We start from the raw sequence: 21,500 nt of genomic DNA on the forward strand, positions 1-21,500 counted from the left end.
CGTGCCGGTGGGCCCGCCCGGGAGCGGGCGGACCCACCGCCTGTCACGTCAGAGCGAGAGTTGTTCGCGGACCTGGACGTTGAGCTTCTCGATCAGGACCTTGTCGGCGACACCGTCGTAGACCCGGACGTCGTCGACGGCGCCGGACAGGTGCTCCTTGAAGGCGCCGTCGAGCCAGGCGCGACCCAGTTGCACCCCGCCGGTGGCGACGAACGGCGACACCAGCTGGATCGCCTCGGTGAAGGACCCGTTGACGTACAGGGTCACTTCGCGGGCGTAGCCGTTGTAGACGAGGGTCAGATGGTCACCCTTGCCGACCAGCTTCGGCGCCTCGTCGGTGGCCTTCGTGGTCCACTCCGGCGCCACCGTGTCGGTGCTCGCCATCGCCAGCTCCCACTGCCCGGCGTTGTTGCAGCGCACGACGACCGAGCTGCCGTTGGTGCCCTTCTGCGAGAAGACGGTCATCGGGGTACCGGCACAGTTGCTGGTCAGCTTGACCCGGGCGCTGATCGAGAAACTGCCCGCCATGTCCGCGTTGGTCGATGTGCTGGCATAGCTGTCCGCGTTACCGGTCAGCGCGAGGTGACCACCGCCGAGCAGGGACAGGACCGGGTGCTTGAAGATGGTCGCACCGGTGCCCAGGGTGAGCCCCGCTCCACCGCGCTCCTCGGGGCTGACCTTGCTGGTCTCCGCGTTCAACCGCCAGTACGCCTTACGGCTCGGAGCGGTCTTCTGCAGACCGGTGACCTCGTCGGCGATGATCAGCCGGTCGAAGACCGAGACGTCCGCCATCGCCCCTCCCCAGTTGTCGGCGTAACCGCTCTTGGTGAGCACACGGCCGATCTGGAGCGGACCGCGCGACTTGGTCAGCGACCTGCGCTGGGCGACGCGCGGGGCGTTGTTCCCGACCTGGAGCGACATCTCCTTCTTCGCACCGTCGAAGATGGCGGACACGTACGTCCAACCCGTGGTGGCCGCCGCACCGTCCACCTGCCAGCGGCCCAGTGAGTTGACGTCGTTGACCGGCATCCGGAAGAACCAGGTTCCTCCCTCGACCCCCAGCGCGAACCCGGGCTCACCGGTGCCGTCCTGGCTGACCGCCACCTGCCGGCGGCCGGCATCGTCGATCTTGAACCAGCCGGTCACGGCGAAGCTCGCCGATGTGTCGGTCAGGACCGGCTTGCTGGTCGTGAGGTGGGCGTCGGCCGTCCCGTCGAACCGGGCGGCCGTGTCGGACGTCCCACCCGGACCCTCGACCCCGAACGTGACGCCGCTTCCGGCCGTCGCGTCGTTGTCACCGAGCCCGTCGCCGGCGCCGTCCTCGCCCGCGACCTCGCCGAGCGACCACTGGGCGGTCGGCGGTCGCTTGCCCACCCGGAACGTGCACGAGGCGATGCTGCTCGACCGGCCGGCCCGGTCGACGGCCTGGACGTTGATCGTCCGCGGGCCCTCCTTGTCCGGGTACCAGTTCGGCAGGGTGACCGGGCCGCCGTCGGTGGTGGGCCGAAGCACGTTCACGCCCGGCGCCGGGTTGGTGTTGAAGCCGTACCGGTACTCCACCACGTCCGTGGCGGCGGAGTCGAAGACGAAGTTGCCGGGTACACCGATCGAACCCAGCCACTCGTCGCTCTCGATGCAGTTCGACGCGCTCGCCGTCCCGTTGTCGGCCGCGTCCTGCGGCAGGTACACCGCGGAGTCGACGTCGGGCGCGCTGGGGCTGGTCTTGTCGTAGAGGAACTGACAGACGTTGCGCGAGCCCTCACTGCTCCACGGACCCCAGCTGGTGTTGTCGCTGGCCCGTACCTCCCAGGAGATGGGGACGTTCTGCGCGATGTCACTCGGGACCGTGTACGAGAAGACCGATCCGCTGGCCTTCAGCGGAGTGGTGTACGAGCGCGTCTGCAGCGTCCCGCCGGCCGGCGTCCAGGTCACCTTGAACTCGGCCTTGATCTGCTCGGTGTGGGCCGAGGAGTGGTCCGGGTCCCGCAGCACCGCGTTCAGCCGCGGCGGCACGTCCACGTAGGGCGCGCCGGAGCCGTAGACACACTGCCCGCCGGGGGACATGGTGAGTTCGTTGAGGTTGGCGATCACCGGCGCCCGGTTGTAGCGGACCGAGAGGACGCCGTTGTCGCAGAACCGCTTGGTGTGCGTCGAGTCGCTCTCACTGACCGACCGCAGGCCGAGGGTCACGTTGCTCCAGCCCTTGGTCACCGCCTGCTGCACCGCGGCCTTCGCGTTCCACTCCGTGTTCTGGTTGGTGGAGGTACAGGTGGCCTGCGTCTTGGTCGGTGAGCTGGTGGCGAGGTGCGTCGCTCCGGACCAGCCCGAGCCGCCGGGCTGGTTGCTCCAGTTGGTGGAGGAGGTGATCCCGGCCGGCATCAGGTAGAGCGCCGCCGCCCGGGCGGTCGAGTTGTAGACGTGCTGCAGGGTGACCCGGAAGGTGGCCTCCAGGATCGTCTTGCCCGAGTACGGCGTGGCGAGCCGGTAGAACAGGCGCTTGACCTTCGAGTTGTTGCAGGAGCTGGGGCAGAGGCCGATCCTTTCGTGCCGCTTGCCGTCGAACTTCCAGTACTCCTCGTTGGGGTAGCCGCTGTCCACCATCGCCCAGGCGCTGTTGGTGCTGCTCTGCCATACCGGGTCGATGTACAGCGGGAACGAGGCCTCCGGATCGGTCAGCATGGACCGGTCCGGGGTGAGGGTGAGGGTGTTGTCCGAGTAGTCGAGGCCGACCGGAGCCACCTCCGACGTGTCGCCCGGTCCCTCGGCCGAGGCCGCGCCCGGGTCGGTCGACGAGGTGTCCAGCGACCGCGCCGCGGCCGCATCGCCCCCCTCCTGGCTTCCGCTGTCCCACATGGTCGGCGCGTCCGCCTCCAGGACCGGGTTGTCGGTGACCGGGTCCAGGGCGACCACGCCACCCTCGGCCGTCTCCTCGATGGTCAGACCCACCGCGGCGACCCCGAGCCGGAGATTCTGGAGCTCCGGCAGATCGGCCGCCTCCGGCGTCTTCACCACCAGTACGTGCGAGAAGCCCTCGACGGTGACGTTCGTGACCAGGTCGACATCCTGGAACACGTTCGGGTAGGTCGCCTTGCTCTCCTCGATCACGGGAGCGGGAAGCGGCCCGTGCGGCCAGGTCAGGGTCATGCTCTTCTGGTCCCGGGTGACCACCATCAGCGGTGCGGTGCCGCCCTGGGAGAGCTGCATGCCGAGCAGCGCGGCCGCCGGGGCGTACGAGCCGTCGGGCTGAACCACAAGGGTCGAGTCCGCGGGTACCCAGGCGTCCCCCTGGGTGACCCGCACCGGCTGCGTGTGGCCGTTGGCGATGAGCGTGCCGTCCGGCTGCGCGAAGACGTCGCGGTACTCCGTGCGGTGCGCCAGCACCTCGACCGGCTGGTTGAGTGCCCTCGCGGCCACCAGCGCCTCGGCCTCGGTGTCCCGGACGAGGTCCTCCGAGGCCGCGGCGGTGCGCGGCGCCGGCTCCGGCGGCTGGACGAACACCGCAGTGGACATCAGGCCGGCGAGGCCCAGCGTGAGGCCGACCGTGAACACCCGGCCCCGTTTTCTCGTACGACGGGCCACCCTCTGGTCCTCCCCCGCTGGATAACTGCTCATGTCGATGGTCTTCATCAGCTGATCGCCGCCCCGAACGCGCTGTGCCCGGTGGGGAGACCGCCCTGTCCCGGCTGCCAGGTGACGCTCGGGACCGTGTTGCCCGCGCTCAGGTCGGACCAGGTGAACCCGTAGACGGCGTCGGCACCGTAGGGAGTGCCGACATAGAGCCGCTGCGAGGTGGCCGAGAGCGAGGTGCCGACCAGTTCCTGGGCGCCGGCCGTCCCCGGCATGCCGCCCGATTCCCGGTGCAGCGTGGTCGGGGTGCCGATCGGATTAGCCAGCGCCGGGAAGACACGTACCCGTCCGGAGTCGGCCACCGACGTGCCCGCGTCCTCACCCGGCACGCCGATCGCGACGAACATCGTCGCGTTGGTGCCCTCACTGCCCGGCGCGGTGTTCACCACCACGACCTTCTCGCCGAGGTAGTCGCCGTCCTCCGAGGCGTACGTGATCGCGGGCAGTTCGGTGAAGGTGTTCGCGGCCGTGACGTGGAACCGGTGCACCAGCCCGGCGTCCGGCGCCGGGGTGTTGGTGGCCGCGACGACCAGGTCCTCACCCGGCACACCGACAACGACCAGCGAGTCGGCCTGGCCGGCGGGAGCACCGACGGGCCGGTACGGCGCGATCGAGATCGACTTGCCGAAGTTGTCGTTGGCCTCGGCGTCGTTCGAGACGTTGGCGACGTTCTGCTCCAGGCCGGCGGCGAGGGTCGGCAGCCCGTTGCTCAGCGTGTGGCTGAAGACGTTCACCGCTCCGGCGAAGGCCTCGGTGCCGATCGCCTCGCCCGGGGAACCGACCGCCCAGTGGTGGGTGGAGGCGGCTACCGCATAGCCCGTCCGGTCGTCGATCTCGGCCGCGCCCGGGATGCCGCTGCCCTGGGACATTGCCACGTTCACGGTGCCGCGCATGTAATGCACGATCCCGGTGACCGGGTTGGCCAGCCCTTCACCGGGCGCGCCGATGACGAGGTACGGCTCACCGCTGGCTGTCCGGCTGCCGGCCACGGCGTAGCCGAACCAGTCGTACGCCTCGGCCGCGTCGGGGACGTTGGCGCTGTCCTGGTGGTACGAGAGGGCGGGCGGGCCCTGCGCGAGGCCGGCGGGTGATCCGAGCAGTACGTACACGACACCGGCCTGGGCCTGGCCGCTGACGGCCTGGTTCGGCACGCCGACCGCCAGGTCGGTGCACCCGTCGTTGTTGGCGTCGTACGCGGCGATCGACGTGCCGAAGCGGTCACCCGCCTCGGCTGCACCGGGCATGTTGGCCCCACCCTCGTGCAGGGTGTGCACCGTCGTGCCGCCGCCGTACGTGACGTTGATCCGGCCAGCACGGATCTGGCCGTTGACAGTGGCCTCCGGGTCGGCGATCGCGATGTCGGCGACGCCGTCGCCGTTGAAGTCGCTGTCCGTTCCGCCGGTGCAACCGGTGACCGGAGTGGCCGTGGTGTACACCTGCATCTCACAGAACGACGACCAGATGTCGCTGCCGCTGACCCCGTCCGCGGCCTTCACCCGCCAGCGGTAGATGCCGCCGTCGACGAAGGCCCCGGCCGGCACGGTCGCGGCGGCGGTAGCCCCGGAGGCGACGCCGCTGAGGCTCGCCGCACCGATCGGCCCGTCGGCGTTCATCGCCCACCACTCGAAGGTGACAGTCATCGCGGTGCCGTCACCATCGGTGACTGTTGCTTTGAGCTGCGGCGTGAGGGTGTTGACGAGCGGACGACCCGACCCGGTCGCGCACGTGGTGGCAGGGACGGTCGACCGCGCCGTCACGGTCGGCCACGAGTTGTAGGTGACGCTGGCCTTGGGCACCTCGGCACTGGCGGTCGCGTTGCGGGAGCGGAACTGCTTGAAGGACTTCGAATCGGTTTCGTCGGTGGCCCGTAGGCCCATGTCGGCGCGGGTGTCACCGGCGTTCGCCGCGCGCTGGAAGAACTTGGTACCGCTGATCCCGACCCAGGCGTCGTTGCAACTGGCGTCGTAGCCGGCAGTCGCCAGGGTGGTCGCCTCCTGGTTGTTCCATGCCGGCTGGGTATCCCAGATCATGTCGTCGGCCACGGCCCCCACGGTCCAGAGCTCCCACGACCGGCCCTCGCACAGGGGCGACCACCAGTTCCAGAACGAGACGGTGGCAGAGGTGATCTGCTTGCCGACGAGGGCCGCGGTGTCCCAGCGCAGCAAGGACCGGGTGACGGGCCCGGTCGGACCGAGCCGACCGAGTCGGAGGTCGTCGGTGCCGCCCCGGTTGACCGTGTCGCCGGCCTGGATGAACGTGTCGAAGGTGGTGTACAGCGGGTTGATCGTCGGGTCGATGACGATCGGATACTCCCGCTCGGAGTCGGTCAGCCAGCGCATGTCCGGGGTCAGCGTCAGGTCGAGCCGGCCGGTTCCACGGGCCCCGGCGGCAGGGGCGATCGTGGATGCAACCGCCGTCTCGGCGGTGGGATTGCCGAGCGCGTCGACCCGCGCGTCCCACATTCGCAGTGCGGGAGTGCGCGCAACCACCCGGCCGGCGGTGTCCTGGATGGCGGTGTTGCCGCCGGCGTCGCGGACCGCCCGGGCGGCGTTCGGCCCGGTGATCGGCAGCGTGAGTCGGGCGACCTGCTTCACGGCGCTGCGGTCCTTGACGACGAAGAACGCCTCCATCCCGGCGCGGGTCGCTTCGACGATCAGGTCCACCCCGGGCAGCGTGTCGACATAGGTGGCCCGTCCGCCGTCCAGCTTCGGCTCGGGCAGCCGACCGGCCCAGCCGACCGCGAGCCGGTCGGCCCCGTGGCCGAGGACTGCCAGCTCCTGCGTCCCGCTCGGTTGCGCGCCGGAGACGACCAGATCGAACGGGTGGGCGACGGCGGCAATCCGCCCGTCCGCGCCCTTGCGCAGGGTCAGATCGACCGGAACCCACTGGTCACCGCGCCGGATCCGGCTCGCGCCGACCGAAAGCTCGGCCCGGAACTGACCGTCCGGTAGGGCGAAGACCTCGGTGGTCTCCGATGTGAGGCTCTTGACCTGCACCGGCTTGCCGGACTCGCGGGCGGCCCGAAGGGACACCGCCTCATCGGTCCGGCTCTCCACGCCACCTGTCACGCCGTCCGGTCCAGCGGCGAGAAACTCCGCCGGTTCTCCCGGTACGCCCGCCAACGCGGCCGCCGTCAGTACGGCGACGCCCGCAGCCAGGCACGAACGGACAGTGGCCGTCACTCGACGTGCCACAAACCCTCCCCCGTGTGCTTTCCAGTTGTGCGAGCGGGACTCTAAGGGCGTCCTGCCTCAGCGCACAAGGTCGGACACGTTCTGTCAGGACGGATTACGGCGAACTGGACATCCCATCGATCGATCAACACGCTCGGTAGTCGATTGCGTCTTCCACATTGGAGCGTTCGGCGACTGCCGCACCCACGAGTGGTGGCGTCAGGCGGTCGGATCGATCTTCAAAACCGCAGATCAGTAGATGGTTGCCGCAGTCAACTGACGCCGCACGGGCCACTTCACCATTGCGAACTACTTTCACGCATCACCATCTTCGAATATGACACGGCGTAGTTGCCATTGATCGAACAATCAGCCGATGCGGCACTCGCCCATCGGGAGACAGTGCCGGACCAATCAGACTCATGGACGCACCGAAATGGCGGCGGGCGGCATCACGCCAGCCGCTCGGGCAGGTCATCGGTCCAGCACGGAGCACCGAACAGCGACAACGGAAAACCGATTCGTGTCGTCAGAACACCGAGCGATATTCGCCTCATTCGGGCGTCGGGATCGCCCTCGTCCGCGGAGTGACGCGTCGGTGATCATCATGCGCGACGCGAGCGAGGCAATCGGCGAAGACGATTACCAGTCGAAAGCACTGGGGCACCGATTTCGTCAGGGTTGGCCGACCTTCTGACATCCGGGCTGCGGGCGGGTTCAGCGCTCAAGGTCCTCCGTGGGTGACCCCGGCCGGCGTTCGACGGGCGCGCTGCTCAGCACGCCGTCGGGGCGGACCTCCTGACGCAGACGCGCCAGGTTCACGAACCGGTCGCCGTCGACAGGGGCGGCGTCGAGCAGGCGCAGGACCACAGTGCAGTACTTGGCCATCGTGTTGCGGCCCGGCATGAAGATGGACAGCTCGTCGTGGGCGTCGGGCGTCTGCACGATCAGGCCGGCGGGCAGGGACGGCAGTGTCTCCGGGGTGCCATCCACAGCGACCTTGACCGTCCAGAACGGCCCGGTGCCGTCGAGTACGCGCCGGTCCTGCTCCGGCGTCTCCAGTGCCAGCGTCCGCCACGGCTCACCCCGGCAGGTGACGCCGGCCTGCCGCACGGTGGTGACCAGGTCGGCCGCCGCCGCCGTGATGATCTCCTCGGCCCGGTCCCACTCCTGCGCGTCCCGGCCCAGCGGTGTGCCGGGCACGAGCCGCGCCACCGCAGTCGTGGCCGGCACGTGCCGCAACCGCGGTTCGGGCTGCGCCTCGAAGACGGCGCGGGCCGCAGCGATGGCGTCGGCCTGAGCTTGCCGTTGCCGGCTGACCTCGTCGCTGTGCCGGTCGAGCAGGGCGACCGCCTGGTCCGGTTCGTCGAGGGCGCGCCGGACCAGCTTGACGCTCATCCCGGTGTCCCGCAGCAAGGTGATCAGCATGGCCCGTTCCACCTGGTCGAAGGCGTACGAGCGGTGGCCGGTCCGGTCGTCGATCCCGGCGGGCACGAGCAGCCCCTCGGCGTGGTAGAAGCGCAGCGCCTGCGGGGACAGGTGGCACATCTGGCTGAACTCGCTGATCGACAACATGACCCCAGACTGCCCCTTGCAGTAACCGGAAGGGCAAATGACGCCGGCTAGCGCCTGTCGTCGTCGCACCCGTCCTGAGGCAGTCCGGAGGCAGCCGCGATCGCCTCCACGGCCTGGTCCAGACCGGCGCTCTCCGGGAGGACGAGTTCGCCGGGCCAGCCCAGGACGTCGTGCGCGGCGTACCAGCCGCTCATCTGCGCGGCGGTGAAGTCAGCGGCCTGCGGGCGGGTCAGATGCCGTCGCAGCGTCTCGGCCAGCGACACGTCGAGGTAGCAGAACAGCGACCGCCCCCGGTGACCGTCCCGCAGCGAGGTCAGCACGTCGCGGTAGCGGCCGGTGTACAGGATGCCTTCCAGGACCACGTGGTAGCCGTGGTCGAGGGCGAACCGGACGGTCTGCTCGATCAGGGCGGGCGCCACGCCGCCGGGCTTGTCCCGTTCGCGCAGGACGATGCGACGCAGGTAGTCCTGTTCGACGAGGGCGCAGCCCCGGCCGTGCCGGCGTCGCAGCTCCCGGGCGATGCTGCTCTTGCCCGAGCCGGAGTTGCCCCGGATGCAGACGAGGATCGTGTCCGAGCTGCCGGCGGGTACGGCGCGCACTGTCCCTCCCTGGCGCGAGGAGCGATGCCGAAGGCGGGTGGACGCCCGCCGGTGCCGCTCCTGGCAGCCCGGCGGGCGACCGCACTAGCCCTGGGTCTTCACCAGGAACGCGTAACCGATCACCTTCGTGCCGTCCCAGTTGTACATGGGACGGCACGCCTGCGGCTTCGTCCACGACGACTGGTACTTGGGCCGGGCCTCGTTGCAGGCCTTCAACGTCGAGTAGGTCGGGCTCGAGTAGTCCGCGTACGCGGGCGCACCCAGACCGAGCACCAAGGCGCCCACGACCGAGGTGGCGGCGACGAGGCTGCGGATCCGCGGCCGTCCGAAGGCTTTCATGTCTCTCCCGTCCTGATCGTCGTCACCCGACCATCCATCGTGGCCGTTACGATCATGATCAGATTAGGGCGACCGCACAAGCGGCGCCGACGGGCGGACCGCGCCTCGGTGGAACGTCATGGGTGCCCTGCGGCCGGTGTGACGCACGTGGCGTCCCACCCACGGGCGGCCACCCCGGCGCGCACCGGGGCACCGTACGCGAAAAAGGCCCCGGCCGGCGTGAACGCCTGGTCAGGGCCTTGCTCGTTGGTGCGCCGCCAGGGACTCGAACCCCGAACCCGCGGATTAAGAGTCCGCTGCTCTGCCAGTTGAGCTAGCGGCGCTCGCTGACAACGGGAAGAAGATTAGCACGCCCGCCGAGGCGGGTTCCAATCCGATACCGGGGTCCACCCTTCGGACGAGCTTAACCGGCGAAAGCGGCCAAAACGGTCACCTGATCCGGCGCGGGGGCGGGCGCGGGAGCGTCGATACGGCACGATGTCCGCCAGGCACGCGAGGACAGGGGTGGGCATGGGCAGGTTCGCGCGGGCCGGGGCGACGGTGGGCGCCCTGGTCCTGACGGCGTCGCTGGCACTGACCGGGTGCGGCAGCGGCGGCGACGAGGGGAAGAAGCCGGAGTTCGTGCCCGGCCAGCAGCAGGTCGGCGGCGTCTCGTCCTCCGCGCCCGACCCCAGCGTCGCACCCAGCGACAGCGCCGCCGCGCCGCCGCTGACGGTGAGCCCGGCCGACGGCGCGAGCGGCCGGCCGGTCAGCACCGAGATCAGCGCCCGCATCCCCGGCGGCGGCACCGTGTCGAAGGTGGCGCTCGCCACCGCCGACGGCGCCAGCGTCGCCGGGCGGATGCGGCGCGACGGCTCCAGCTGGGTGCCGTCGGCCGCGCTGAAGTACGGCACCAAGTACACCGCCACGGTCACCGGCGCCGGCAAGGACGGCCGGACCTACCAGGGCACCAGCACGTTCACCACGATGGCCAAGCCCAAGTCGATGATCGGCTCCGGCCTCTACATGTTCAGCGGCAAGACGTACGGGGTGGCCATGCCCGTGGTCGCCGAGTTCTCCCCGGGCATCCCGAAGAAGGACCGGGCGGCGGTGCAGAAGCGGATGTTCGTGCAGACCGACCCGCCGCAGCCCGGCGCCTGGCACTGGGTCGACAACGGCACCCAGGCGTACTACCGGGCCCCGGAGTACTGGAAGACCGGCACCACGATCACGGTCCGGCTGGCGCTGGCCGGGATCCCGCTGAGCAACGGCCGCTACGGCAACATCGACCGCAGCGCCACCGCCGAGATCGGCCGCGCGTTCGAGATGACCGTGGACAACGCGACCAAGCAGATGACGGTCTCCGAGAACGGCACTGTCATCCGTACGCTGCCGGTCAGCCTGGGCAAGAAGAGCACCCCCTCCTCCAGCGGCACGATGGTGGTGATGGAGAAGAAGGAGTCCACCGTCTTCGACACCCGCAGCGAGCCCGACCCGGCCAACCGCTACGTCACCGAGATCGACTTCGCCCAGCGGATCACCTGGGGTGGCGAGTACATCCACGCCGCTCCGTGGTCCGAGGGCGTGCAGGGGCGCCGCAACGTCTCGCACGGCTGCGTCAACGTGTCGATGGCCAACGGCCGGTGGCTGTTCGGCAAGACGATGGTGGGTGACCCGATCACGGTGAAGGGCACCGAACGCCGCCTGGCCCCTGGTAACGGCTGGACGGCGTGGAGCATGAGCTGGTCGCAGTTCGTCGCCGGCAGCGCGCTGCCGGTTCCGCAGGGCGGGCAGCCGGCGCCGTTCTGACCGGCGTAACGTGGTCGGACATGCCACCTCCGACAAAGCGCCGGACGACGGCGGAATCGTTACACCCGCGCAGGGTGTTCCGTTTCACGTCCGGCAACGCGTACCCGCTCCGGCGCGTCTGACCAGAGACGACGGGGCACGGCATCACTTTGTGAGGGACTCATGCGAGCTGGCCAGGACGAACCGATCCGGGGCGCGAGCGCCCGACGCGTCGGCCGCCGCCGTGCGCTGGCGGCCGGGCTGCTCGCCGCCGCGATGGCCCTGACCGCCTGCACCAGCGGCGGCGGCGACAAGCCGTCGAGCTGGCAGGGCGGCGGCGACGAGGGCGAGAAGGCCCCGAAGGCGGCGGCCACCATCAGCGAGCCCGCCGCCGACGCCAAGGACGTGCCCGCGTCCACCGCCATCACCTTCACCACGAAGGAGGCGCAGGAGACCACAGTCGAGCTGAAGGACGCCGCCGGCAAGGCCGTCGACGGCACGCTCGCGGCGGACGGCGCGAGCTGGCTGCCGTCCTCGGCCCTGGAGTACGGGCAGACGTACACGGCGACCGTCACCGCGACCGGTGACGACGGCAAGCCCGCCACCGCGACCAGCACGTTCACCACGATGGCGAAGCCGGCCAAGCAGATCCGGGTCACCAGCTTCCTGGGCGACAACCAGGTCGTGGGCGTGGGCATGCCGCTGATCGTGAAGTTCGGCCGGGCCATCCCGGAGGACTACCGCGACGACATCCAGCGCCGGATGACTGTCACCTCGAAGCCCGCCCAGGAGGGCATCTGGCACTGGGTGAGCCCGACCGAGGTGCGCTACCGGCCCAAGACGTTCTGGAAGGCCAACAGCACGGTCAGCTACAAGGTGCAGGCGGGCGGGCTGCCGCTGGGCGGCGGCTGGTACGGCCGAGCCGACCTCAGCGTCGACGTCAAGATCGGCCCGTCGTTCGTGATGACAGTCGACAACCGCACCAAGCGGATGACTGTCACCCGCGACGGCAAGGTGGTCAAGACCATCCCGGTGAGCCTGGGCAAGAAGAGCACCCCCTCCTCCAGCGGCACCATGGTGGTGATCGAGAAGCTCCGGCACACGGTCTTCGACACCCTGGAGGAGCTGGGCCCGGAGGAGGGCTACCGCACCGAGATCGACTACGCCCAGCGGCTCACCTGGGGCGGCGAGTTCATCCACGCCGCGCCCTGGTCCGAGGGCGTGCAGGGCCGCACGAACGTGTCGCACGGCTGCGTCAACGTCTCGATGAAGGAAGGCAACTGGCTGTTCGCCAACACCCGCATCGGTGACCCGATCACCGTCAAGGGCACCGAGCGCAAGCTCCAGAACGGCAACGGCTGGACCGACTGGAACATGAGCTGGGACGAGTACGTCAAGGGCAGCGCCCTGCCGTACGAGCCGCCGTCGGACGACACCACGCCGGACGCCGGTACGCCGAGCGTCGAGCCCACCCCCTGATCGGCCGCCGGGACACCCGGCACACGACGAAGCCCCCTCCCGGAGGAGGGGGCTTCGTGTTGGGGTGACTGATGGGAATTGAACCCACGACAACCGGGACCACAACCCGGTGCTCTGCCAACTGAGCTACAGCCACCATGCTCGCCGCTCCGGTCGCCCGGGGCGGTGCGCGGACTAATCATAGCCACACTCCGGCCGACCCCGTCCACCGGGTTCGGCCGGGGCGTCAGAGCTGGGCGGCGATCGCCTTCGCGGCCTCGACGTCCGGCCCCGGCAGCGGCACGAACACGGTCCGCCGGTAGTACTCCAGCTCGCGGATGCTCTCCCGGATGTCGGCGAGCGCCCGGTGGGCCAGGCCCTTCTGCGGCTGCCCGAAGTACACCCGCGGGTACCAGCGCCGGCACAGCTCCTTGATCGAGGACACGTCGATCATCCGGTAGTGCAGGTGCGCGTCGAGCCGGGTCATGTCGCGGGCCAGGAAACCCCTGTCGGTGGCGATCGAGTTGCCGCACAGCGGGGCCGTACGCGGGTCCTTCACGTAGCTGGTCACGTAGTCGAGCACCATGTCCTCGGCCTCGGCCAGCGTCACCGTGGAGCGGCGTACCTCCTCGGTGAGGCCGGACTTGGCGTGCATGGTCCGCACGATCTCCGGCATGCCGTCGAGCGCCTCGTCGTCGGCGTGGATCACCACGTCCACGCCGTCACCGAGCACGTTGAGGTCGGGATCGGTGACGAGCGCGGCGACCTCGATCAGGGCGTCCCGCCGCAGGTCGAGCCCGGTCATCTCACAGTCGATCCAGACGAGAAGATCAGCCACCGGAACAGACTACGCGCCGCCGACGCGCCCGCGCCTCGGCCCGGCGGCCGAGGTGGACCGCTAGGGTTTCCTGCGTGCCAGCCGAACCCGTCGCCCCACCCGCCGTCCCCCGTGACGACGCGGGCGGGCGTACGGCCCGCCGGGTGGTCGTGGTGCTGGCGCTGATCGCGATCATGCCGGCGCCCTACCTGCGCAACCTGCGGCACGACTACTACGACCAGAAGATCTACATGTCGGCGATGGACTGGTGGGCGGCCGGGCACCCGCTCTACGACTACGTCCAGCCGGACCGGGTGCAGGGGGCGCTCTACTTCACCTATCCGCCGTTCGCGGCGCTGCTCCTGGCGCCGTTCGGGTATCTGCGGCTCGGGGTGGCCATCGCCGCCTTCGCGGTGCTGACAGTGGCCGCGGTGGTGGTGACCACGCGCTGGCTGGTACTGCCGGTGCTGCGGCGGCACGACCTGCCGCGGGGGTTCGGCCTCACCGTCGCCGTGCTGCTGGTGCTGGCGGCGGAGAGCACCCGCGAGACGATCACGCTCGGGCAGATCAACATGCTGCTCGTGGTGCTGATCCTCGGCGACCTGCTGTTCGCCGTACCGCAGGGCCGGCGCTGGGCCGGTGTGGGCGTGGGACTGGCGGCGGCGCTCAAGCTCTTTCCCGGCATCTTCGTGGTCTACCTGCTCGCCGCCCGGAAGTGGCGGGCGGCGGCCGTGGCGGCGGTGACAGCGGCGGTGGCCACGCTGCTGGCGGCGGCGGTCGCGCCGGGCGACTCGTGGCGCTTCTGGACTCACGAGCTGTGGGTGACCGACCGGGTGGGCCGCCCCGACTACACCGGCAACCAGTCGCTGTTCGGGCTGCTCAGCCGCCTGACTGCGCCGGCCGAGCCGGACCGGCTGCTGTGGCTGCTGCTCGCGCTGGCGGTGGCCGCGTTCGGCCTGTGGCGGGCGGCGCGCGCGGCCCGGGCGGGGGACGCGCTGGTGGGTCTCACCCTGACCGGGCTGGTGGGCGGGCTGGTCAGCCCGATCACCTGGATCCACCACCTGTACTGGTTCATTCCCGCGGTGGTGGTGCTCGTCGACGCGGCACTGGACGCCGATCCGGCGACGCCCGCCGGGGCCCGCCGTCGCGGCGGCCTCTTCGCGCTGGCCGCCGTCGTCGGCCTGCCGATCGTGTACGGGTTGGTGACGTTCCAGGACTGGGGCACCGCCATCGTGCACACGGACGACCCGGTCGACTTCGTGGTCCGCAACATGTACGTCCTGCTGAGCCTGCTGGTGCTCGCGGCGCTGCCGATCCGTCGGCACGCGGACGAGAAACCGATGACCGGGACTGAACGGACACACCTCGCAACAAATGGCGATCAGCGCTAATCTGGTATCAACTACCTCAGTTTTCTCCCAGGTAGCACCGATCCCCCGGTGAAGAACGGCCCTCCGCGTCGGCAGCGCGGAGGGCCGTTCGGGTTCTCGTCGTCAGTCCCGGCCGTCGGGGCACCGGCTGGGCGGCGCGATCGCCGCGCGGGTCCGCCCACCGGGCCCGGAGCCCACTGCCACCAGGTGCCGCTCGGGTCGCGACGCCGGGCCCGGCTGGCGGCCCAGCCCGCTCAGCGAGGTGACGCCGAGACGCCCGGCCAGCACCGGCACCTGGTCCGGCTCGACCACGAAGACCACCTCGCGCGGCCGCAGCGGGCGCAGCAGCACCACCACGGCGAGGATTACCAGCAGCGTCCCGCCGGCCAGCAGCGCCCACGCCAGCCCGGGGAACCACCCGGCCCGCAACTCGGCACGCATCCGCAGGTCGAGCCCGTCCGCGCCGTCCACGCGCATGACGACCAGGCTCAGCGACCGGCCGGACAGCTCCGCCGGGCTCCACTCCAGGGAGCCGACGCCCTCGCGTACCCAGAAGGGCTGAGTCATCGGCACGGCGGCGCCGGTGCCGGCGGTGGCCGGGTCCAGGTCGACCGGCAGCGGGCCCCGGGTGACCGCCACGCGGCGCACGGTGCTGTGCGGGACGTCGGCCAGCCACCCTCGCACCTGGTCGGTCGGGGCGAGGCCGAGGAAGACCGGGCCGTCGTCGTCCCGCGCAGTCAGGTGCAGCCGGGCCTGCCCGGTGCGCGCCAGCGGCAGGTCGGCGCGCAGCAACGCGTCCACGTCGGTCACCAGCACCGCGCGGGCGGGCGTGCGGACCGGCTCGAACCGGGCGTCGAAGCCGCCGTCCGGGCCGGCGTGCCGGGCGGCGAGCCAGAGACCTCCGCCCGCCAGCAGCGCCGGAATCCCCAACGCCAGCAGCACCATGCCGGCGATCGTGCGTACGAAACGCATTCGCGTCGTCCCTCTCGGTAGCCAACTACCCGGCCGACCTTACCGACGCGCGTCGGCCGATCGCCGGATATCGGCGGCACCCGTCCGGGACGGCGACCGGCCCGGCGGATCGTTCCGCCGGGCCGGTGCGTCGCTCACGTTCAGGACTTCGCGGCGGGCTCCCGCCGGGTACGCGCGAACGCCAGGCCGCCGAGGGCCAGGCCGCCCAGTCCGGCGACCAGGCCGGCCACGCCGAGGGCGACGGCCGCGCCGGAGCCGGCGTCGTCGTCATCGTCGTCGTCGGCCGCAGCGGCGGCCGGCGCGCTCGCGCCCGCCGAGGCGGGCGCCGCCGCGGCCAGCTTGAGCACCGGCGCCGGGTTCTCCGGCTCCTCCGCGCCCGGCGTCGGCTCCTCGATCCACCGGGAGACGTTGCCGTCGGAGTACGTCTGGAGCACCTTGAACACCATCGTGTCGGCCTGCGGCAGCGGGCCCATCGACACCGGGAACTCCTGGAACTCGCCCGGCTTCACGCCGCCGTTCGGCGCGGCCGTGAAGGTCAGCTTGGAGACCGCCTCGGTGAGCTGGCTGCCGTGCACCTCGATCGGCGGGTCGACCTTGCGCTTCTCCACCGCCACCGTCCAGCCCGCCACCGGCATGGTGGAGACCGAGCCGACCGGGGCGTTCTCCGGCAGGTTCACCTCGACCTTGACTGTCGACGCCGTGTCGCTCTCGTTCGGCACCCGGAACGCGAACCGGCCGTAGCCGCCCTGCGTACCCTCGGCCGGGTTGATCGTGACGTGCGCCGAGGCCGGACCGGCCAGGCCGAGCACAGCCGTGGCGACGGCGGTGAGGGTCAGCGCGGCGATCGTCGCGGGGCGCCGGAGACGGATCATCAGATGGGACCTTCCGTTACTTGATCGGCACGGTGGCGGTCACCGTGGCCTGGTCGATGTCGGTCGTGCGGACGGTGATGCGCAACTGCCAGTCGCCCCGGGCCGGCAGGTTGACCTCGCCGGTGGCGTGGTTGTCGCTCAGCGGCAGCAGCGGGACGGTGATCGGCTCGATCCCGGCCGACGGCAGCGCGGCGGTGACCTTCCACTCCTGCACCGGCTGGGGGCGGCTGTCCTTGGTGTAGGCGTACAGGTGCATCGAGTTGTTGCCGGTCTCGGCCGGGTCCAGCTGGACCTCCAGCGAGTAGATCGGGCTGCTCAGCGTGGTGGAGAAGTAGCCCTGCTCGGTTCCCGCGACGTTCGCGGCGGCGGTCCGCGCCGGGGTGGTCTGCACGAGCGTCGCCGACACGCCCAGCACCACCGCCGTGATCACCAGCTCGGCCACCACCGCGCGCCGCATCGCGCCCGGCCGCCCGGCGGCGACCCGCCGCCGCACCAGCGCCCGGGAGTACGCGGCCACGCCGATCACCAGCGCGAACAGCACGATCTTGGCGAGCAGGAGCCGGCCGTACGTGGTGTCGAACAGCGCCTGCAGGCTGGCCACCTCGATCAGACCCTGCACGGTGCCGGCCAGCAGCAGCGCGGCCACCGCGAGCGCGGCCCAGCGGGACCAGATCGGCAGGATCGCGTCCAGCTCGCGCTCGTCGGCCCGGCGCAGCAGGAACACCGCGAGCATCACCAGGCCGCCCAGCCAGACGGCCATGCCGCCCAGGTGGACCGCGTCCACCACCACCGACACCGCGGGCGCGGGCGAGGCCGCCGCGTGCCCGGCCAGCGGCCAGGTGAACAGCGCCGCGCCGCCGAGGACCGCCAGGATGATCCCGTCGGTACGGCCGATCGGACCGGCGAACAGCGGCCGGAGCAGGAACGCCGCCGCGGCGAGCAGACCCAGCCGGACCAGGTGCGTGGTGCCGTAGGCGCTGCCCAGCACGTCGCCCAGGCCGGACCCGGTCACGTCGAACAGGCCGCCGCCGTTGACGTACGGCACCTGGAGCCACACCTCGGCCACCGTGGCCACCGCCAGCAGGCCCAGCCCGGTCCAGGCCAGCCGTGCCGGTCCCCGGCGGGACAGCCGGCGCGGCCAGAGCGCGGCGAGCACCAGCGCCGGGCCGACGAGCAGCAGCAAGCCGGTGTAGCCGGCGTACTTCGCCACCTTCACCGCGTTCTCGGTGACCGGGTTCGCCCGGTTGTCCGAGCCGCTGTCGGTGGGCGGCTCCGACGGCGCGCCGACGGAGTAGGTGAAGGCGCCGGAGACCGGGTGGCTGTCGGCCGAGATGACCCGGTAGCTGACCAGGTAGGTGCCGCGCCCGCCGGACGGGTCCACCGGGATGGTGACCTCGGCGCCCTGGAACGTCGGCTCGCCCCGGTCGGCCCGCGAGCCGTCGGGGGCGATCACCCGCACCTTCCCGGGCACCTTGCGGACGCCCTCACTGAACGTGATCACCACCTGCGCGGGCGCCTCGGGCACCACGGCGGAGGCGGCCGGGCTGCTGCTCACCAGCACCGCGTGGGCGGCGGCCGGGGTGGCCGGTGTGAGCAGCAGGGCGACCAGCAGGAGCAGCAGCCCGGCGACGGCCCCGGAACGGGCGGCGACGACCCGGGACGGGCGGCGTACGGCAGCAGTCATGACCGCAATGGTTCCCGAACCGGGGCGGGTCCGGCGAGCCGGTCTCCGGCAGGCGTGACCGAGCGCCCACCCGGTGCGGCGGCGCGCGCCACGCCGGGCCTGCTCGGAGGTCATGGGAGGGTAGTCGGACGGCCGGCGGAAAAAGTTCCCGGCGTGTGCGGGACCACGGAATGGGTCGAAGGACCCTGTCCCCTCCAGGTACGCCGCGTAACCTCGGGTGACGTGATCCCCGGCCCGCGCGACACCGCCGCCGACCGCCCCGAGTCGGCGCCCGACGCTGCCCGGGACGCGGCCACCGGCTGGGCGCTGGCCGCCCGCGACGGGAACCGCGACGCGCAGGCCGCCTTCGTCCGGGCCACCCAGGCCGAGGTGTGGCGCTTCGCCGCCGCGCTCGTCGACCCGGACAGCGCGGACGACCTGACCCAGGAGACGTACCTGCGGGCGTTCCGGGCGCTGTCCGGCTTCGAGGGGCGCTCCAGCGTGCGTACCTGGCTGCTCGGGATCGCCCGGCGGGCCTGCGCCGACCACCTGCGCACAGTCGTGCGCCGCCGCCGGCTCGACGCGCGGCTCGCCGCCCAGGCCGCCACCGACCGCCCCTACCCGGACCCGGCCGGCCAGCTCGGCGCCACCGACCTGGTCCGCCGGCTGCCAGCCGAGCGGCGCTCCGCGTTCGTGCTCACCCAGCTGCTCGGGCTGTCGTACGCCGAGGCCGCCGACGTGGAGGGGGTGCCGGTGGGCACCATCCGCTCCCGGGTCGCCCGCGCCCGCGACGAACTGGTCGACGCCGTCGGCGACACACTGGCCGGATAGCGGGAACCTTTCGTGGCGCTCGGACGACGAATGACTGTGACCCCCTCCCCCTCCCGGGCCGGCCGCTGGCCGACCCTGCGGCCCTGGCTCGGCGTCGCGGCCCGCCTCGGACTGGCAGCCGTGTGGCTGATCGCCGGCGGCACCAAGGTCGGTGACCTGGCCGCCTCGGGCCGGGCCGTGAACGCGTACCAGGTGATGCCGTACGACGTGGCCACAGTGATCGGCGCGGCGCTGCCGTTCGTCGAGCTGGCCCTGGGCGTCCTGCTGCTCGCCGGGCTCGCCACCCGGATCAGCGCCGGCGTGTCAGCGGCACTGCTCGTGGTCTTCATCGCCGGCATCGCCTCGGCCTGGGCCCGTGGCCTGGCCATCGACTGCGGGTGTTTCGGCAGCGGCGGGCAGCTCGCCGCCGGCCAGACGCCCAGCTACCTCCCGGAGATCCTCCGGGACCTCGGGTTCCTGGTACTCGCCGGGTTCCTGCTGATCTGGCCCCGCACCCCGTTCTCCGTGGACGGGTGGCTGGCGGGCGACGACACCGTGGAGGACACCGATGAGTAGTCGCAAGGGGCGCAAGGACGCGGCCCGGGTCGTACGCGAGCAGATCGCCCGGGAGAAGCGGCGCAAGCGGACGCTCTGGACCTCGATCGCCGCGGTGCTGGTGCTCGTCATCGCCGGCGGCATCGGCTGGGCGGTGTACTCCAGCCAGAAGTCCGACGAGTTCACTGCCCCGCCCGGGGCCAACGACGCCGGCACCGGCATCGTGCTCGGCACCGGGCCGGTCACCATCGACCTGTACGAGGACTACCTCTGCCCGGCCTGCAAGCAGTTCCAGCAGATCAACGGCGAGACGCTCAACCAGCTCGTCAGCGAGGGCAAGGCCAAGCTGGTGTTCCACCCGGTGGCGTTCCTCAACCGCTTCTCCACCACTGAATACTCGACCCGCTCCTCGGCCGCCTCCGGCTGCGCCGCGCAGGGCGGCAAGTTCCGCGAGTTCACCGACCAGCTCTTCGCCAAGCAGCCGCCGGAGGGCGGCGCCGGGCTCAGCAACGACGAACTCGTCGACATCGGCGCGGGCGTCGGGCTGAACCGGGACGAGTTCGCCTCCTGCGTCTCCGACGGCACGTACCGGTCGTGGACCGAGCACGTCACCGACGAGGCGAGCAAGTCCGGCGTGACCGGCACCCCGACCATCAAGGTCAACGGCAGTGAGCTCCAGGACCGCAGCCCCGAGGGGATCAAGTCGGCGGTGGAGGCGGCCGGCAAGTGATCGCACCCCTGCGCCGGGCCGCGCTGGTGCTCGCCGTCGCGGCCACCGCACTGCTCACGCTCGCCGCGCCGGCCGCCGCGCACGGCGCGGACGCGCCCGACGGCACCGACTACCGCGCCACGATCAGCGGCGTCGACCCCGACCGGCCCGGACTCACCGCGCGCATGGTGGAGGCCGGCGCGCGGCTGGAGCTGACGAACGACACCGGCGCCGAGGTCACAGTGCTCGGCTACTCCGGTGAGCCGTACCTGCGCATCGGCCCGGGCGGCGTATACGAGAACACCCGCTCCCCCGCCTCGTACCTGAACCGGACGCTGGCCGGGGAGACCCGGCTGCCGGCCGAGGCGAACCCGGCCGCCGCGCCCGACTGGCGGCGGATCGACGACGGCCCCACCGCCCGCTGGCACGACCAGCGCACGCTGTGGCGGGAGGAGGCTCCGCCGGCCGCCGTCGCCGCCGACCCGGACCGGGAGCACCGGGTACGCGACTGGGCGGTGCCGCTGCGCGCCGGTGACACCACCGGAGCCGTACGCGGCACGCTGGACTGGGTGCCGCCGCCCGACCCGTACCCCTGGTGGGTTGCCGCCACGCTGGGCTTCCTGCTGATCGGCGCGGCCGGGCTGGCACCTGGCGGCACCGCCGCCGGGGTGCGGGCGCTGCGCGCGGTCGGCGCTCTGCTCGCCCTGGGCGGCGCAGCGACAGTGGCACTCACCGTCGCCCGCGCGCTGGACACCGGCACCCCCGGCGTCGGCGGAACGCTCGCCGAACTGGTCACCGGCCAGGTGTGGACGCTGCTCACCGGGCTCGGCGCGCTCGCCGCGGGCGGGTACGCGCTGGCCCGCCGCCCGGCCGCCGACTTCGTGCTCGCGCTCGCCGGCGCCTGCCTCACGCTGTTCGCCGGGGCGACGAACCTGGCCGCGCTGTCCCGCGCGATCCCCCCGGCCGCCGGCCCGGCCGTGCTGGTCCGGGTGCTCGTGGTGGTCGGCCTGGCGACAGGCGCCGGCGCGGTGGCGGCGGGCCTGCTGCGCCTGCGCACAGCCGCAAGAGCAGCCCGCCCCACCCCCCGCCCAACCCCCGTGCCCTGACCCCCGCCCCGCCCCGCCCCGCCCTCGGCGAGATCTTGGTACCAAACGGCCCCCATAAGGGCCCTTTCCTACCAAGATCTCCACCGCT

Annotated in this window: 16 protein-coding genes and 2 tRNA genes; 7 read left to right on the plus strand and 11 right to left on the minus strand. The window is 71.7% G+C overall.

The features are described from left to right. Nucleotides 1–48: 48 nt before the first annotated feature. From IF06_RS0109060 to IF06_RS0109085, 6 genes are all read right to left on the minus strand, one after another. A complete protein-coding gene (locus IF06_RS0109060) occupies nt 49–3,510 on the minus strand; it encodes a LamG domain-containing protein (RefSeq protein WP_184977852.1) in 3,462 nt (1,153 codons plus the stop codon). A gap of 116 nt (nt 3,511–3,626) precedes the next feature. After that, nucleotides 3,627–6,821, minus strand: a complete 3,195-nt coding sequence (locus IF06_RS0109065; RefSeq protein WP_036310507.1) for a DNRLRE domain-containing protein — start codon at nt 6,819–6,821, stop codon at nt 3,627–3,629. A 696-nt stretch (nt 6,822–7,517) separates the two neighbouring features. Then, on the minus strand, nt 7,518–8,375 hold the full coding sequence (locus IF06_RS0109070; RefSeq protein ID WP_030270203.1) for a MerR family transcriptional regulator: 858 nt from the start codon (nt 8,373–8,375) through the stop codon (nt 7,518–7,520). A 47-nt stretch (nt 8,376–8,422) separates the two neighbouring features. Beyond that, nucleotides 8,423–8,974: a kinase gene (locus IF06_RS0109075; RefSeq protein ID WP_030270205.1), complete on the minus strand. Its 552-nt coding sequence runs from the start codon at nt 8,972–8,974 to the stop codon at nt 8,423–8,425. 84 nt (nt 8,975–9,058) lie between these two features. Further along, nucleotides 9,059–9,313 carry a hypothetical protein gene (locus tag IF06_RS0109080; RefSeq protein WP_013284403.1) on the minus strand — a complete coding sequence of 85 codons (255 nt, stop codon included), beginning with the start codon at nt 9,311–9,313 and terminating at the stop codon, nt 9,059–9,061. Nucleotides 9,314–9,560: 247 nt separating this feature from the next. Further along, nucleotides 9,561–9,636: transfer RNA gene (locus IF06_RS0109085), tRNA-Lys, on the minus strand. 187 nt (nt 9,637–9,823) lie between these two features. Here IF06_RS0109085 and IF06_RS0109090 point away from each other — a divergent pair. Next, nucleotides 9,824–11,101, plus strand: a complete 1,278-nt coding sequence (locus tag IF06_RS0109090; RefSeq protein WP_013284402.1) for a L,D-transpeptidase — start codon at nt 9,824–9,826, stop codon at nt 11,099–11,101. Between the two features lie 162 nt (nt 11,102–11,263). After that, the gene (locus IF06_RS0109095) at nt 11,264–12,559 is read left to right on the plus strand and encodes a L,D-transpeptidase (RefSeq protein ID WP_030270207.1); all 1,296 of its coding nucleotides are present in this window, start codon (nt 11,264–11,266) and stop codon (nt 12,557–12,559) included. Nucleotides 12,560–12,619: 60 nt separating this feature from the next. Here the strand turns inward: IF06_RS0109095 and IF06_RS0109100 are convergent. Then, nucleotides 12,620–12,695: transfer RNA gene (locus IF06_RS0109100), tRNA-His, on the minus strand. Between the two features lie 90 nt (nt 12,696–12,785). After that, complete coding sequence (gene orn, locus IF06_RS0109105) at nt 12,786–13,376, minus strand: oligoribonuclease (protein WP_013474266.1); 591 nt, start codon at nt 13,374–13,376, stop codon at nt 12,786–12,788. Between the two features lie 74 nt (nt 13,377–13,450). Here orn and IF06_RS0109110 point away from each other — a divergent pair, with 74 nt between their 5' ends. Continuing rightward, on the plus strand, nt 13,451–14,746 hold the full coding sequence (locus IF06_RS0109110; RefSeq protein WP_030270211.1) for a glycosyltransferase 87 family protein: 1,296 nt from the start codon (nt 13,451–13,453) through the stop codon (nt 14,744–14,746). 102 nt (nt 14,747–14,848) lie between these two features. Here IF06_RS0109110 and IF06_RS34940 read toward each other — a convergent pair whose 3' ends face one another. From IF06_RS34940 to IF06_RS0109125, 3 genes are all read right to left on the minus strand, one after another. Further along, entirely contained in the window at nt 14,849–15,697 is an 849-nt protein-coding gene (locus tag IF06_RS34940; RefSeq protein WP_013474264.1) for a hypothetical protein, read from the minus strand. 140 nt (nt 15,698–15,837) lie between these two features. Continuing rightward, entirely contained in the window at nt 15,838–16,569 is a 732-nt protein-coding gene (locus IF06_RS0109120; protein ID WP_030270213.1) for a YcnI family protein, read from the minus strand. A 16-nt stretch (nt 16,570–16,585) separates the two neighbouring features. Then, nucleotides 16,586–18,253 carry a copper resistance CopC/CopD family protein gene (locus IF06_RS0109125; RefSeq protein WP_030270218.1) on the minus strand — a complete coding sequence of 556 codons (1,668 nt, stop codon included), beginning with the start codon at nt 18,251–18,253 and terminating at the stop codon, nt 16,586–16,588. A 222-nt stretch (nt 18,254–18,475) separates the two neighbouring features. Here IF06_RS0109125 and IF06_RS0109130 point away from each other — a divergent pair, with 222 nt between their 5' ends. The 4 genes from IF06_RS0109130 to IF06_RS0109145 are packed head-to-tail and all read left to right on the plus strand — an operon-like array spanning nt 18,476 to nt 21,412. After that, nucleotides 18,476–19,063, plus strand: coding sequence for a sigma-70 family RNA polymerase sigma factor (locus IF06_RS0109130; protein WP_013284395.1), 588 nt, complete (start codon nt 18,476–18,478; stop codon nt 19,061–19,063). Nucleotides 19,064–19,093: 30 nt separating this feature from the next. After that, the gene (locus tag IF06_RS0109135; RefSeq protein WP_013474260.1) at nt 19,094–19,618 is read left to right on the plus strand and encodes a MauE/DoxX family redox-associated membrane protein; all 525 of its coding nucleotides are present in this window, start codon (nt 19,094–19,096) and stop codon (nt 19,616–19,618) included. Next, nucleotides 19,611–20,327, plus strand: coding sequence for a thioredoxin domain-containing protein (locus IF06_RS0109140; RefSeq protein WP_030270220.1), 717 nt, complete (start codon nt 19,611–19,613; stop codon nt 20,325–20,327). Before IF06_RS0109135 ends, IF06_RS0109140 begins: the two co-directional genes overlap by 8 nt. After that, entirely contained in the window at nt 20,324–21,412 is a 1,089-nt protein-coding gene (locus tag IF06_RS0109145; RefSeq protein WP_030270221.1) for a hypothetical protein, read from the plus strand. Before IF06_RS0109140 ends, IF06_RS0109145 begins: the two co-directional genes overlap by 4 nt. Nucleotides 21,413–21,500 lie beyond the last annotated feature (88 nt).

Source organism: Micromonospora globosa, assembly GCF_000717585.1.
In the GTDB taxonomy this organism is placed as follows: Bacteria; Actinomycetota; Actinomycetes; order Mycobacteriales; family Micromonosporaceae; genus Micromonospora; species Micromonospora aurantiaca.

What these genes read in the sequence shown, in the direction of transcription:
- IF06_RS0109060 (WP_184977852.1), bottom strand. Translation starts at nt 3,510, where the DNA reads ATGTCCACTGCGGTGTTCGTCCAGCCGCCGGAGCCGGCGCCGCGCACC.
- IF06_RS0109070 (WP_030270203.1), bottom strand. Translation starts at nt 8,375, where the DNA reads ATGTTGTCGATCAGCGAGTTCAGCCAGATGTGCCACCTGTCCCCGCAG.
- IF06_RS0109080 (WP_013284403.1), bottom strand. Translation starts at nt 9,313, where the DNA reads ATGAAAGCCTTCGGACGGCCGCGGATCCGCAGCCTCGTCGCCGCCACC.
- IF06_RS0109090 (WP_013284402.1), top strand. Translation starts at nt 9,824, where the DNA reads ATGGGCAGGTTCGCGCGGGCCGGGGCGACGGTGGGCGCCCTGGTCCTG.
- IF06_RS0109095 (WP_030270207.1), top strand. Translation starts at nt 11,264, where the DNA reads ATGCGAGCTGGCCAGGACGAACCGATCCGGGGCGCGAGCGCCCGACGC.
- IF06_RS34940 (WP_013474264.1), bottom strand. Translation starts at nt 15,697, where the DNA reads ATGCGTTTCGTACGCACGATCGCCGGCATGGTGCTGCTGGCGTTGGGG.
- IF06_RS0109120 (WP_030270213.1), bottom strand. Translation starts at nt 16,569, where the DNA reads ATGATCCGTCTCCGGCGCCCCGCGACGATCGCCGCGCTGACCCTCACC.
- IF06_RS0109125 (WP_030270218.1), bottom strand. Translation starts at nt 18,253, where the DNA reads ATGACTGCTGCCGTACGCCGCCCGTCCCGGGTCGTCGCCGCCCGTTCC.
- IF06_RS0109135 (WP_013474260.1), top strand. Translation starts at nt 19,094, where the DNA reads ATGACTGTGACCCCCTCCCCCTCCCGGGCCGGCCGCTGGCCGACCCTG.
- IF06_RS0109140 (WP_030270220.1), top strand. Translation starts at nt 19,611, where the DNA reads ATGAGTAGTCGCAAGGGGCGCAAGGACGCGGCCCGGGTCGTACGCGAG.